This is a genomic window from Ulvibacter antarcticus (assembly GCF_003688405.1).
In the GTDB taxonomy this organism is placed as follows: domain Bacteria; phylum Bacteroidota; class Bacteroidia; order Flavobacteriales; family Flavobacteriaceae; genus Ulvibacter; species Ulvibacter antarcticus.
In genome coordinates, this window is record NZ_REFC01000018.1 from 25,931 (window position 1) to 41,050 (window position 15,120).

At 34.1% G+C, this 15,120-nt stretch carries 14 protein-coding genes; all 14 read left to right on the top strand.

Features of this window, described 5'->3' with window-relative positions; translation table 11 throughout:
- Positions 1-153: 153 nt before the first annotated feature.
- The 14 genes from BXY75_RS16760 (at position 154) to BXY75_RS16825 (ending at position 14,331) form a co-directional block, all read left to right on the top strand.
- Positions 154-387 carry a hypothetical protein gene (locus BXY75_RS16760; protein WP_121908933.1) on the top strand — a complete coding sequence of 78 codons (234 nt, stop codon included), beginning with the start codon at positions 154-156 and terminating at the stop codon, positions 385-387.
- Positions 371-673: a type II toxin-antitoxin system RelE/ParE family toxin gene (locus tag BXY75_RS16765; RefSeq protein WP_121908934.1), complete on the top strand. Its 303-nt coding sequence runs from the start codon at positions 371-373 to the stop codon at positions 671-673. The genes BXY75_RS16760 and BXY75_RS16765 overlap by 17 nt, the downstream gene beginning before the upstream one ends.
- Positions 674-958: 285 nt before the next feature.
- Complete coding sequence (locus tag BXY75_RS16770) at positions 959-1,417, top strand: hypothetical protein (protein WP_121908935.1); 459 nt, start codon at positions 959-961, stop codon at positions 1,415-1,417.
- Positions 1,418-1,675: 258 nt separating this feature from the next.
- Entirely contained in the window at positions 1,676-2,392 is a 717-nt protein-coding gene (locus tag BXY75_RS16775) for a hypothetical protein (protein ID WP_121908936.1), read from the top strand.
- A gap of 231 nt (positions 2,393-2,623) precedes the next feature.
- A complete protein-coding gene (locus BXY75_RS16780; protein ID WP_121908937.1) occupies positions 2,624-3,466 on the top strand; it encodes a phospholipase D family protein in 843 nt (280 codons plus the stop codon).
- A 288-nt stretch (positions 3,467-3,754) separates the two neighbouring features.
- Complete coding sequence (locus BXY75_RS16785; protein ID WP_121908938.1) at positions 3,755-4,474, top strand: DUF6090 family protein; 720 nt, start codon at positions 3,755-3,757, stop codon at positions 4,472-4,474.
- Positions 4,475-4,522: 48 nt separating this feature from the next.
- Positions 4,523-5,248 carry a DUF6090 family protein gene (locus tag BXY75_RS16790; protein WP_121908939.1) on the top strand — a complete coding sequence of 242 codons (726 nt, stop codon included), beginning with the start codon at positions 4,523-4,525 and terminating at the stop codon, positions 5,246-5,248.
- Between the two features lie 656 nt (positions 5,249-5,904).
- Positions 5,905-6,771, top strand: a complete 867-nt coding sequence (locus tag BXY75_RS16795) for a branched-chain amino acid transaminase (protein WP_121908940.1) — start codon at positions 5,905-5,907, stop codon at positions 6,769-6,771.
- 25 nt (positions 6,772-6,796) lie between these two features.
- Positions 6,797-8,473 carry a dihydroxy-acid dehydratase gene (gene ilvD / locus BXY75_RS16800; protein ID WP_121908941.1) on the top strand — a complete coding sequence of 559 codons (1,677 nt, stop codon included), beginning with the start codon at positions 6,797-6,799 and terminating at the stop codon, positions 8,471-8,473.
- Positions 8,474-8,496: 23 nt separating this feature from the next.
- A complete protein-coding gene (gene ilvB / locus BXY75_RS16805; protein ID WP_121908942.1) occupies positions 8,497-10,218 on the top strand; it encodes a biosynthetic-type acetolactate synthase large subunit in 1,722 nt (573 codons plus the stop codon).
- 5 nt (positions 10,219-10,223) lie between these two features.
- On the top strand, positions 10,224-10,760 hold the full coding sequence (gene ilvN, locus BXY75_RS16810; protein ID WP_121908943.1) for an acetolactate synthase small subunit: 537 nt from the start codon (positions 10,224-10,226) through the stop codon (positions 10,758-10,760).
- Between the two features lie 8 nt (positions 10,761-10,768).
- Entirely contained in the window at positions 10,769-12,238 is a 1,470-nt protein-coding gene (ilvC, locus tag BXY75_RS16815; protein WP_121908944.1) for a ketol-acid reductoisomerase, read from the top strand.
- Positions 12,238-13,497, top strand: coding sequence for a threonine ammonia-lyase IlvA (gene ilvA, locus BXY75_RS16820; protein WP_121908945.1), 1,260 nt, complete (start codon positions 12,238-12,240; stop codon positions 13,495-13,497). The genes ilvC and ilvA overlap by 1 nt, the downstream gene beginning before the upstream one ends.
- Positions 13,498-13,791: 294 nt before the next feature.
- Positions 13,792-14,331, top strand: coding sequence for a hypothetical protein (locus tag BXY75_RS16825; protein WP_121908946.1), 540 nt, complete (start codon positions 13,792-13,794; stop codon positions 14,329-14,331).
- Positions 14,332-15,120 lie beyond the last annotated feature (789 nt).

Consider the following 15,120-nt stretch of genomic DNA (forward strand, 5'->3'; position numbering starts at 1 on the left):
GAATAATTTGGAAAACAATCGAATTTTGCGATCGAGAAGCTGCCAACAGCGCGCAAGCCCATTCGCAACAAACATTATACAAACCCGTTGTAAAGCAGTTAAAAAATTTCAGGAAAATATAATATTTGAACGCGAATGTTGTAAATTTGAGTTATGGAAGTGAATATTCAAGATAAAAAAATAGAATTGATTCAGTGGTTGTCCACTTTGAACGATATTTCTATTATCGAGAAGCTCATGAAACTTCGCGATCGTGAAAAAACCGATTGGTGGAATGAAATTTCAACATTGGAAATAGAATCTATTGAGAAAGGACTGAAAGATGCCGATCAAGGAAAATTAAAATCTCATTCAGAAGCAAAAAAGCTTTATGAAAAGTGGTTATAAGATTCATTGGACGGATCACGCACTTTCAGAACTGAAAGATACAATTGAACACTTAGAAGAAAATTGGTCTGATAGAGAATTGAAAATTTTTAGTGAAGAATTAGATCACACAATTGAATTGATTTCAAAGAATCCTGATCTGTTTCAAGTCTCGAAAAAAGCAAAGAATATTCGTAGGGCTGTGGTTCTAAAATACAACAAACTATATTATCGAACGAAAGATAATTCTGTTGAAATATTATCATTCTTCTCAACTCGAACTGATCCAAAAAAATTAAAATTGTAGATCACCGCTTTACAACACCGTATATCGCTTATGGCTAAGAGTGTTGTAAACAGTGAGTTTCTTACAAATAATTAGCTATCTTGTAGGTCGGAACAAGGCGTAAAGCTTGCCCTTCTGAGTCTCACGCGGCTCCGAATAATTTGAAAAAAGAAGTAACTTTGTAGTTGTCGCCGCTTCAAGCCGCACGCTGCGCCAGGCGCCACAAGCGTTATACAAACCCGTTGGCTGTAATTTAAACAAAACGCTTCGTAATCAACAATTTAGCATTAATTAGAATTATAACTTATGAATACTATAATAGCAATATTTATGTTTTCTTTACTTTTCATAATTGGTATAATTGGAATAGTTTATACGATAAAGAATAATGGAAAACTGAATGAAATAGTATCTAAAGAGAAGTTAATAGAACAATATAGTAATTTAAAAATAAGCGATACTGAAACTTTAAAAATGAATTATTGGAATGGAAATTTAAAAATTTATGAGAATATCTTAATAATTGAAAACTCAACATATTTCCATCATATTATACTTGATAAGAAAAGTAAAAATGTAAAAAAACAACCAATGACAATCAGTCTGGAAAAAATAACTATTGAAAAAAATACACTGATTTTACAAGGAGTTAAACATCGTCTTTTAGGAAATAGTAATATAAAAATTAGGCTTAAATCAAATAGTGAATATGAAATAGTAGACATTAATAAATCTATAAATAATCTTATTGTTAAAAACATATAGAAAAAATATACTGAATATAAAAAACTACAGCCAACAACGAATATGCAATCATGGCTTAGTGGGAAATTGAATTGAAATTCCTACTTTTAATCAAAATATGATTCGTCGGAATAATTTGAACACGCTTGCCCTTCTGAGTCTCACGCAGCCTCGGAGAATCGAGCCGAAACGAGCGATTGATGGCTGAGCTGCTTCAAGCCGCACGCTGCGCCAAGCGCCACGATTCATATTCAAACCCGTTGTAGCCAATTAAACAAAATGAAATCTAACCTATTCAAAAAGAAACCCATTCACCTTTATGATGACCTCAAACCTGGGGCAAGAATAGATAAACTTTTGGTTGATTTTTTAGCTGCTATTCTAGAACCTGAAGGATTTAAATACTTGAAATCAAAACGGGAGTTCAAGAAAAGAGGAGAGTTTTTTGATTTTCATTTAGGTTGGCGTGGTCGAAAGTACAACGAAGGAAAAAGAACTGTTAAGTTCGATATATCTATTAATTCATTCTCACCTAAATATCGAAAATGGGAAACTCAATATTATCAACTTAACGAGAATTGGGGGAATGCTGTTGACGGTACAAGAGTAGATTATATTGATGGTTGGGACAAAGAGTACTATGATTTAGGTTGGTATGATTTAGTCAAATACGATAATATCAAACTAATGGAGAAGGTTGTGGAAAACACTAAAGTAGCTGGATTTACCTTTTTTCAAAATTATACCTCACTCGATTCAGCAATCACTAAGCTAAAAAAATACCCAATAGCTAATCTTGAAAAAATTGTCGATTTCTACATATTGCAAGATAAATGGAAAGAAGCTTTTGAATTTTTTGAGGAAAATAAAGGATGGCACGAAGAAGAAGAGAAACTGGAGGGAAGTGACCCAAATTCACAATATTCAATGAATAGGAGGATGCCTTTTGAAAAGAGAAAAGACAAGTTAAATAACTGGCTACAACAACGAATATGAAATCATGGCTCTATCGGATTTTCAAATAATGTTCATTGCAAATAATTAACTATATTGGTTTCTGATAAAATCGAACTCGCTTGCCTTTCTGAGTCTCACGCAGCTCCGAACAATTGGAACTAAGAATAGAATTGGAAACTGTCGCTGCTTCAAGCCGCACGCTGCGCCAAGCGCAACAAACATTATACAAACCCGTTGTGCTTAATGCCCGAAAAACAAACATTACGATAAATGAGTAAATTTATTACTGGCAAAGAATTAGAAGATGCCATTTACAATACAATTTGGGAAACAGAAAGTAGATTACTTATAGTTTCACCTTTTATAAAGCTCGATGACTATTTTAAAGAACTTTTTGATAAACACGAAAATAATCCAAAAATACATTTGACTTTAGTATTCGGAAAGAATGAAAAAGCAGTCCGAAAAAGTATGAGCAAAGCTGATTTTGACTATTTCAAAAAGTTTCTGAATGTCAGTATAATTTACGTTCCGAATTTACACGCTAAATATTACGGAAATGAAAAACAAGGTGTTATAACTTCGATAAATCTTTACGATTATTCATTTAAAAATAATATTGAGTTTGGAGTTTATTCTCAGCAAAGTATTTTAGATAGGTTCAAACAATCTGCTGATAACGATGCGTGGAATGAATGTATGGAAATTGCAGAAAACAGCGAAGTTGTTTTTATCAAAAGACCAGTTTTTGAGACTAAAAAAATGATTATCAACTTAGGTAAAATCTATATAAAATCAGACATTCTATTTGATTCAACGGATAAGTTTTACGGATTTTCAAAAAATGAAAAATCTGAAAATAAAAGACTCAATGATTTTCCAGAAGAATTGGAATTAGGCTCAAAAGCGGAAATTAGACCAGAAAGAGGAATTGAACACGGATTTTGCATAAGGTCTGGCAAAAAGATAAAATTCAATCCTAAACAACCAATGAACAGAGAATCATGGAAAATATGGAATGAATATGGGAATGAGGATTTTCCTGAAAAATATTGTCACAAAACAGGAAAAGCGTCTAACGGCAAAACATCTATGCGGAATCCAATAATGTGAATGCACTAAGCACAACCACGTATAATAATCATGGCTTTTGGGCTGCAAAGTACTGTGTTTACTACAAATAATTGACTATATTGGTTTCTGAAAAATCGAAGAAGCTTGCCTTTCTGAGTCTCACGCAGCTCCGAAAAATTGGAACTAAACGAAGAACAGAATAACTGTCGCTGCTTCAAGCCGCACGCTGCGCCAAGCGCCACGATTATTATACAAACCCGTTAGCCTTCATTATTCGAGTTCTCGTATTCTACTTTATTAGTTTACCTTTAGAGAAACTAACCCCTAATGATAAAATTCTTTCGGAAAATTCGACAAAAAATGCTGACTGAAAATAAATTCAGTAAGTATTTACTTTATGCTATTGGCGAAATATTATTAGTGATGATTGGAATACTACTTGCCTTTCAGGTAAATAAATGGAATGAAATTAAGAAAGATAATATTCTTCAGAAGAATTTACTTAAGGAAATAAAAATTGGTTTAATTAGTGACCTTAAAGATGTCACTAGTAATATCGAAAGGCAACAAGAAATATTAACGAATCAACAATTGATCATAAATTGGATTCAAAGCGATAAAGAATACCAAGATACAATCGCAAAGTCTTTGGCAGATTCGTATCAAGGAACATATTTTGGAGCTAATGACGGTCCTTATGAAACGTTAAAACAAATTGGGTTGAGGCGTATACAAAATGACTCTTTAAGAAACCAAATTTCGAATTTATATAATATAGTATATCCCCTATATAGAAAGTTTGATGACATTTATGCAGAAAACCAAATGGGAATGTTTGGGAAATCATCGGAACACTTAAGTGAAATAACTTGGTCGCAGCTAATAACAATAAACGATATTGATAGGTTTAAGTCTGACAATAAATATTTATTTGCAATGAAAACAACAAAGAACATTGGGAAAATATTAATTAATCTAGGAATGATTCCAACAAAAAATAGTATTGAATTTACACTTGAATTGATTGAACAAGAATTAGAAGAATAACGAAAGGCTAACACCGTTTAGCCTTCATTATGACCAACCACTAACCAAATGATTAAATTCTTTAGAAAAATTAGACAAAAAATGTTGACTGATAATAAATACAGCAAATATCTGCTTTATGCCATTGGTGAAATCATACTTGTGGTGATTGGAATATTGATTGCTCTTTCAATTAATAATTGGAATGATAGAACAAATGCAAAAAAAGCAGAATTATCATCATTAAAGGAACTTAAAAACAACCTTAAAAGTGATATTATTGATTTAGAAAATAACATCAAAACAGACTCGCTTGTGATTATTAGCTTCGATGTTATTATCAATAATTTGACTAAAACTCAAAAATATCACGATTCTCTAGCAAAACATTTTGGCAAACTTGCAGGCTTCACTAATTTTCTCAATAACAGTTCTGCTTACGAAAGTTTAAAATCTAGTGGATTAAACAAAATAATAAATGACTCTTTAAGGTTTAAAGTAATTAATTATTATGATTTACATTCTAATGAATTAAAAACTATTGAGAAAGAATTTATAAATAACGCGCATCATACATATATAAAACCTTACTTGATAGAAAACTTTTTGTATTACGGAAGAAACTCAAGAGCTTTCCCTAATGATTATTCAAGTATAGTAAATGACAAAAAACTCTTAAGTATTATTGAATCAACGAAAGTGAATTATGTTTGGAAATTTGAGCTTACAAAAAATTGTCTAGTTAAAGCAAAAGAATTACAAAAAGACTTGCAAATTTTGACAAAAAATAAATAAAATAACGAAAGGCTAACAATGTATAATAATCATGGCTTTTGAGCTGCAAAGTACTATGTTTACTACAAATAATTAACTATCTTGGTTTCTGATAAATCGAGGAAGCTTGCCTTTCTGAGTCTCACGCAGCTCCGAATAATGGGAACTAAACCGAAAATAGAAAAACTGTCGCTGCTTCAAGCCGCACGCTGCGCCAAACGCCACGATTATTATACAAACCCGTTGTGCTTAATGTAAAATAGCAAAAAATATTACCACATCATTTTCATAGATATTGAGCAGATAAAACCAAAATAAAATTTTCTTATTAGGTTTTATTAAAAGAATGTTTACATTTGACACCTCAATGAAAAACAGAAATATTATAGCATCTATTATTGAAATCGTGATTATTAATCACGAAAGATAAGGATGTCTATAATTTAATATACTTATAGCCATCCTAATAGGATGGCTTTTTTTATTTAATAAACTATGAAAACTAAAAACTTAAATACAATCAATATGATAACTAATGTAATAACCAACATTATTATTAGCATTATTATTTTACCCTTTAGGTGAGAAAGTAACTGTATTGATATTATACAAAATCCCTTCTCATTCAACGAGAAGGGATTTTTTTTTGAATATAAATAAATAATTAAAAAACAACAATGTATTTCAACAAAGAAACCTTATTATTTTTAGATGGAGAGTGGGTAAATGCACAAGATGGAAAAACCAATTTATACAGCCAAACACTACATTATGGAGCTGGTGTTTTTGAAGGTATTCGATCTTATAAAACAGACAAAGGCGTTAGTGTTTTTAAAGCCAAAGAACATTTTAAACGATTACATTATTCAGCAGAAAAAATGCACATCAAACTTAAGTATTCAGTGGAGGAATTAACTGATTTAAGCTATGAATTACTGGAAAGAAACAACTTGGTAGATGCTTATATCCGCCCATTAGTTTATTTGGGTGAAAATATGGCACTTCAGCCAACAGAAGATGTTCACGTAATGCTTTGTGCATGGGAATGGGGAAGATATTTAGGTGATACGCAACTCAAACTAATGACTTCTTCTTTTCAAAGACCTAATCCGAAATCTTGTTTTGTAGAAGCAAAAGTAAGCGGACATTATACCAATTCCATATTGGCAACCACAGAGGCTAAGCAAAAAGGGTTTGATGAAGCTTTACTATTAGACATGAACGAAAATGTAGCCGAAGGACCTGGAGCCAATTTCTTTTTTGAAAAAGACGGTAAATTATGTACTGCTCCACTTGGTAATATTCTTTCCGGAATAACGCGACAAACCATTTTTGAATTAGCTGAAGATTTAGGTTTTGAAGTCGTTGAAAAGTTTTTTAAAGTAGAAGAAGTATATCAAGCAGATGGCGCTTTTTTTACTGGAACGGCAGCAGAAGTTGCCGCAGTGGGTAGTCTTGATAATCATAGTTTCAATTTGCCTTGGGAAAAAACAATGGGCTATCAATTGGCAAAAGCTTATCAAAACTGCGTGCATACAAAATAAGCAATAAGCTTTTAAAAACATAAAAATGGAATTAAATAAATATAGTAAACGAGTAACACAAGACGATTCGCAACCAGCAGCAAAAGCAATGTTGTACGCCATTGGTTTAACCAAAGAAGATTTCAAAAAAGCTTTTGTTGGAATTGCTAGCACAGGTTATGAAGGTAATCCGTGCAATATGCACTTAAACGATTTGGCTCTTGAAGTAAAACAGGGAACAAAAAATGCAAATTTAGTAGGGTTAATCTACAACACCATAGGCGTGAGTGACGGTATTTCTATGGGAACACCCGGAATGAGATATTCTTTGCCATCAAGAGATGTCATTGCAGATTCTATGGAAACTGTGGTGGAAGGAATGTCATATGACGCTTTAGTTACGGTAGTTGGTTGTGATAAAAATATGCCGGGTGCTTTAATGGCAATGCTCAGAACCAATCGACCTGGCGTTTTGGTTTACGGAGGCACCATTGCATCTGGTTGTCATAAAGGTAAAAAACTGGATGTAGTTTCTGCTTTTGAAGCTTGGGGACAAAAAGTAGCAGGCAAAATGGATGATGAAGAATATCAAAATGTAATAGAAAAAGCTTGTCCTGGAGCAGGTGCTTGTGGTGGAATGTACACGGCAAATACCATGGCATCTGCTATTGAAGCTTTGGGAATGTCTTTGCCTTACAACTCGTCAAACCCGGCATTGGGAAAAGAGAAAAAACTAGAAAGCATAAAAGCGGGTGAAGCGATTCGTTTATTGCTTGAAAAGGACATTAAACCAAAAGATATTGTCACCAAAAAAGCATTAGAGAATGCCATAAGATTAGTAACCATAATGGGAGGTTCTACCAATGCCGTTTTGCACTTTTTGGCTATTGCCAGAACTGCCGAAGTAGAATTTACCTTAGATGATTTTCAAAGAATAGCAGACACCACACCTTTTTTGGCCGACTTAAAACCAAGTGGTCAATTTTTGATGGAAGATGTTCATAACATCGGTGGTATTCCAGCTGTTTTAAAATATTTATTGAAAAGCGGCCTGTTACACGGAGATTGCTTAACTGTAACTGGAAAAACTTTAGCCCAAAATCTTGAAAATGTTCCTGATTTAGTAGCTGGTCAAGAAATTATAAAACCACTAGAAAACCCGATAAAAAAAACCGGGCATTTGCGAATCCTAAAAGGAAATTTAGCCCCTAAAGGATCTGTTGCAAAAATTACAGGGAAAGAAGGGTTACAATTTACTGGAACTGCCAAAGTATTTGACTCTGAATATGAAGCCAATGATGGTATTAGAGATGGAAAAGTAGTAAAAGGAGATGTTGTGGTTATAAGATATGAAGGTCCAAAAGGTGGACCAGGAATGCCAGAAATGCTAAAACCAACTGCCGCTATTATAGGAGCAGGTTTAGGAAATGATGTTGCTTTAATTACAGATGGAAGATTTTCTGGAGGAACACACGGCTTTGTGGTAGGGCATATTTCGCCAGAAGCACAAGTAGGTGGACCAATCGCTTTTGTGAAAAACGGAGATAAAATTACTATTGATGCTATCAAAAACACCATTGATTTTAATATTTCCGAAGAAGAAATTAAAAAGCGAAAAGCAAAATGGAAACAACCCGAGTTAAAATATAAAAAAGGGGTGCTTTATAAATATGCAAGAACCGTTTCGTGTGCCTCAAAAGGCTGTGTAACAGATGAATTTTAATTAAAAATTAAAACCATAATAAAATGGAAACTTTAACAAAAAAAACAAAAGTTAAGCAACGCTTGATGACAGGTTCGCAAGCGGTTGTTCACTCATTAATAGCAGAAGGTGTAGATTTAATATTTGGATATCCGGGTGGCGCTATTATGCCAGTTTACGACGCACTTTATGATGTGGAAGATAAATTAACACACATTTTAACCAGACACGAACAAGGCGCAACTCACGCTGCACAAGGATTTGCTAGAGCAACAGGAAAAGTTGGGGTTTGTTTAGCAACTTCTGGTCCTGGCGCGACTAATTTAATTACTGGAATTGCAGACGCACAAATAGATTCTACACCCTTGGTGTGCATTACAGGGCAAGTGGCAAGCCATTTATTAGGCACTGATGCTTTTCAAGAAACAGATATTATTGGTATTTCTATGCCAGTTACCAAGTGGAATTTTCAAGTAACCCGAGCAGAAGAAATTCCTTTTGCCTTGGCCAAAGCCTTTTATATAGCTAGAACCGGCAGACCAGGTCCTGTTTTAATTGATATTACCAAAGACGCTCAATTTGGAACACTTGATTTTGATTATCAACCTTTTAAAGGAATGAGAAGTTACGTGCCTACGCCGCAATTGAGTTTAACGAAAGTAGCTGAAGCCGCATCTTTAATTAATGCAGCCAAAAAACCTTTTGTAGTGTTCGGTCAAGGCGTCCTTTTAGCAGAAGCAGAAAATGAATTTAAAGCTTTTATAGAAAAAGCGGGTTTGCCTTCGGCGTGGACCATAATGGGGTTATCGGCATTAGATTCTGACCATTATTTAAATGTTGGAATGTTAGGAATGCACGGCAATTATGCGCCAAATAAACTAACCAACGAATGCGATTTGTTAATAGCTGTCGGAATGCGTTTTGACGATAGAGTTACTGGCGATTTAAGTCGATATGCCAAGCAAGCAAAAGTGATTCATTTGGAAATTGACCCTGCGGAAATAGATAAAAATGTAAAAACAGATGTTGCCATTTTGGGAAATGCCAAAGAAAGTTTAAAAGCATTAACAGAAATGATTAATGAAAACGAACACAAAAACTGGTTAGAAAAATTCAGAGATTTAGAAAAAGAAGAGTTTAATGAAGTGATAGATGAAGAACTAAATCCTACGTCAGAATTAATGACTATGGGCGAAGTGATGAACAAAATAAACCTTCATTCTAATCAAAATAACATCATTGTTACAGATGTTGGGCAGCACCAAATGATAGCTTGTCGATACGCTAAATTTAAGCAAACTCGTTCCTCAATTACTTCAGGAGGATTGGGAACTATGGGGTTTTGTCTGCCTGCTGCCATTGGTGCAAAAATGGGTAGACCAGATGCACAAGTTATTGGAATTATTGGTGATGGAGGTTTTCAAATGACCATTCAAGAATTAGGCACCATTTTTCAATTTAAAACAGCTGTAAAAATTGTGGTATTAAACAATGAGTTTTTAGGAATGGTAAGACAATGGCAAGAGTTGTTTTTTGAAAAAAGATACGCGGCAACCACAATGGTTAATCCGGATTTTCAAACCATTGTAAAAGGCTACGGCATTAAAACGAAAAAGGTAGAAAAAAGAGAAAATTTAGAGGATGCAGTAAAAGAAATGTTGGCACACGAGGGTTCCTATTTTCTAGAAGTAATGGTTGGAAAAGAAAACAATGTGTTTCCTATGATAGCGACTGGTGCTTCTGTTTCAGAAATAAGATTAAAATAAAACTAATGGAAAAGACAAGATTTACAATATCCGTATTTACAGAAGATGTAGTGGGAATACTCAATAGAGTGTCCATTATTTTCACAAGAAGAAAAATAAATGTAGAGAGCATTGCCGCTTCTGAAAGTGAAATCAAAGGAATTTATAGATATACCATAGTGCTTACAGAAACGGAAGACCAAGTTAAAAAAGTAGTTGGGCAACTGGAAAAACAAGTAGAAGTAGTTAAGGCCGTTTTTCATCCTGATGCTGAAATTGTACATCAAGAAATAGCTCTTTACAAGGTGAAAACAGGTGTTTTAGCTTCAGGTGGTAATGCAGAAAAAATAGTTCGTTTTCACAATGCCCGAGTTTTATCTGTTGAAACAGAATTTACCGTCATAGAAAAAACGGGACACAAGGAGGAAACACAACAGTTATTTGATGATTTAAAACCTTTCGGAATCTTAGAGTTTGTTCGTTCTGGAAGAGTAGCCATTACCAAACCAATGAAAACATTGTCATCAATCGTAGAGTCATTAGAAGAATTATTAAAAAAGTAAAAAACAAAATGAAAAATTATTTCAATACCTTATCATTAAGAGAGCAACTGTCACAATTAGGTAAATGTGACTTTATGGATAACTCAGAATTTAAAAACGGCGTAAATGCTTTAAGAGGAAAAAAGATTGTCATTATAGGTTGTGGAGCACAGGGCTTAAACCAAGGCCTAAATATGAGAGATTCTGGATTGGATGTTTCTTACACCTTGAGGGAAAGTGCCATAAAAGAGCAAAGACAATCTTTTAAAAATGCCAACGAAAACCAATTTAAAGTGGGTATATATGGAGAAATGATTCCTACAGCAGATTTGGTTATAAATCTAACTCCCGACAAGCAACATACAGACGTGGTTAGTAAAGTAATGCCTTTGATGAAAAAAGGGGCGACTTTATCGTATTCTCATGGGTTCAATATTGTGGAAGAAGGAATGAAAGTAAGAGAAGATTTAACGGTAATAATGATGGCTCCAAAATCGCCAGGTTCAGAATTAAGGGAAGAATACAAAAGAGGTTTTGGCGTACCTACATTAATTGCAGTTCATCCAGAAAATGACCCGAAAAAGGTAGGATTAGAATTAGCAAAAGCCTATGCGGTTGCCACAGGTGGCGATAAAGCTGGTGTGTTGCATTCTTCTTTTGTAGCCGAAGTAAAATCGGATTTAATGGGCGAACAAACCATACTTTGTGGTGTATTACAATCTGCATCTATTTTATGTTTTGACAAGATGCTTGAAAAAGATTTAGATAAAAATTATGCTGCAAAACTAGTTCAAAACGGTTGGGAAACTTTAACAGAAGCCTTAAAACACGGAGGTTTAACCAATATGATGGACAGACTTAGTAACCCAGCAAAAGTAAAAGCTTACGAATTGGCAGAGGAAATAAAAGCCATTATGACGCCTTTATTCCAGAATCATATGGATGATATTATGTCTGGCGAATTTTCTAAAGGAATGATGAAAGATTGGGTAAATAACGACAAAGATTTGTTGAACTGGCGAAAAGCAACAGGCGAAACCGTTTTTGAACAAACCAAAGCTACTGACGAATTTATTAGTGAGCAAGAATATTTTGATAATGGAACTTTATTGGCTGCATTCTTAAAAGCAGGAGTAGAATTGGCTTACGAAACAATGACAGATTCAGGAATAAAACCAGAATCTGCGTATTACGAATCACTGCACGAAGCACCATTAATTGCCAACACAATTGCAAGAAAAAAACTGTATGAAATGAACAGAGTTATTTCTGATACTGCGGAATATGGCTGTTATTTATTTGATCACGCATGCAAACCTTTGTTAGCCGATTTTATGAAAAATATTGATACAAACTTAATTGGCAAACCATTTTCAACAGACAATGAGGTAGATAATAAAAAATTGATAGCCATAAATCAAGTCTTGAGAAACCATCCCATAGAAAAAATTGGTGCGACTTTGAGAACTTCTATGAAAGCTATGCAAAACTTAAATTAATGACAACACAAACCCAATATATTAATTTAAATAATGTGAAAAAAGCAGCAACGCTTTTGAGGGATATTGTTTTGGAAACGCCTTTGCAAAAAAATTTATTTTTGTCTGAAAAATTTGATGCAAATATTCTATTTAAACGAGAAGACTTACAAGAAGTGCGTTCGTACAAAATAAGAGGTGCTTATCATAAAATTTCATCATTAACTGCGTTAGAATTAAACCAAGGCGTAGTTTGCGCAAGTGCTGGCAATCACGCTCAAGGTGTTGCTTACTCGTGTAAGCTAAAACAAATCAAAGGCATAATTTTTATGCCTACACCTACACCAAATCAAAAAATAGAACAAGTAAAAATGTTTGGAGGAGACTACGTAGAACTTATTTTAACTGGCGACACTTATGATGATGCGTACGAAGCTGCTATGCATTATTGTACAGAAAAAAAGATGTCATTTGTTCATCCTTTTCACGATATAAAAGTGATAGAAGGACAAGCAACCATCGCTTTAGAAATATTAGCCCAAAGCAAAAAACCAATAGATTATTTGTTTTTGCCTGTTGGCGGAGGTGGTTTGGCTGCTGGTGTTTCTAGTGTTTTTAAAGAACTTTCTCCCAATACCAAAATTATTGGTGTAGAACCGATAGGCGCGCCTTCAATGTCTATTTCTTTAAAAAATGGATTTAATACTAAAATAGAAAACATAGATAAATTTATTGACGGAGCATCTGTGCAAAAAGTGGGCGATTTAAACTTTGAAATTTGCAAAAATAACTTGGATGAAATGGTAACGGTTCACGAAGGAAAAGTGTGTCAAACTATTTTAGATTTATACAATAAAAACGCCATTGTAGTTGAGCCAGCAGGAGCATTAACCACAGCTGTTTTAGATCAGTTTTTAGATGAGATAAGAGGTAAAAATGTGGTTTGCTTAGTCAGTGGTTCTAATAATGATATTACTCGAACGGAGGAAATAAAAGAACGTGCTTTGCTTTATTCTGGACATAAACATTATTTCATTATCAAATTTCCCCAAAGAGCGGGCGCATTGCGAGAGTTCTTGAACGATATATTAGGACCAAATGACAACATCACACATTTTGAATATTCTAAAAAACACAACAGAAATTCTGGTCCTGCCATAGTTGGTTTAGAATTACTAAACCCTCAAGATTTAGGAGAATTAATTCAAAAAATGAAAACCAAAAAGTTCTTTGGAGAATATCTGAATGATAAGCCCGATTTATTTCAGGTTTTGGTTTAGCTTCATCTCTAAAAGATTAAAAATAATTAGACTTACTGTAAGGAAGCACTAAGCACAACAACGAATATGCAAACATGGCTTAGTGGGAAATTGATTTTAAATTCCTACTTTTAATTAAAATATGATTCATCGGAACAATCCGAACTCGCTTGCCCTTCTGAGTCTCACGCAGCTTCGTAGCATTGAGCCGAAACGAGCGATTGATGGCTGAGCTGCTTCAAGCCGCACGCTTCACCAGGCGCCACGATTCATATTCAAACCCGTTGTAAAACATTTAAGACCAAACGATAATAAATGAGTAAAGTAAAATACTATTACGACTCTGAAACGCTTTCGTATCGAAAAATACAAAGTGAAAAAAAAAGTACGTTAAATTTATGGACTGGTTTCATTTCGACAACAATAGCAGGATTTGCCATATTGATTATCGTATCGGGAGCATATCAAGAGAATTTTGGTAAAAAAACTGATATTGAAATCAATGACCGAATTGAAAATTTAGATAAAATAACATCTGATTTAGAAAGTTTAAGTCGATTTATAGAAAATCAAAAGACCAATCTCAAAGAACAAAATAAAGTTCTGTCCGAATTAAAAAATGAGAATAAAAAACTCGAAAAGGTTGTCGGAATGAATAAAGAAAACGTGGATGCGTTATTTCAAATTCAAGAAGACAACGCGAGGAAAAGAATTTGGACCGACAGAATAATTGGTTTCTTATTTGGTCTTGCTGGCTCTTTTCTAATAGCTTTACTTTTCCGATTTTGGGATAGGAATAAAAAGCGAGAATTACCAGATGGCGATGATGAAATTTATATAAAGAAACCCAAATAGTAGCGGGAAAAACGTTTTACAACAACGAATATGCAATCATGGCTTAGTGGGAAATTGAATTGAAATTCCTACTTTTAATCAAAATATGATTCGTCGGAACAATCCGAACACGCTTGCCCTTCTGAGTCTCACGCAGCTTCGGAGAATTGAGCCGAAAAGAGCGATTGATGGTTGAGCTGCTTCAAGCCGCACGCTTCGCCAGGCGCCACGATTCATATTCAAACCCGTTACTTTTAATCGCTCGGAAAAAAAATCATCTGATTTCCTTTCCGAACTCCAAACTTAGGAAAAAGCTAATCCTCGAATGAGCGAACCACTCTCCTATCTGATTCAATTTGAAACGTTTTCAAAATTTACAATTTGGTTATCTAAATTCTAAACTGTCAATTCAACTTCTGATGTAATTATTCTTACTCTTTTGTTTCAATTCGGAAATTCAATTCTGAGAACTCTGGTTCTAGTAAATCGGTTGGATCGTGTCTCGCACAAAAAGTAACAATGTATAATTATCATGGCTTTTGGGCAGCAAAGTACTGTATTTACTACAAATAATTGACTATCTTGGTTTCTGAAAAATCGAGGAAGCTTGCCTTTCTGAGTCTCACGCAGCTCCGAATAATTGGAACTAACAAGAGAACTGAAGAACTGTCGCTGCTTCAAGCCGCACGCTGCGCCAAGCGCCACGATTATTATACAAACCCGTTACAGCACATATTACTAAAAATTTCGAATTATGAAAATATCATATTTATTACTCCCGATTTTCTTGATAATGTTAGGTTGTTCTTC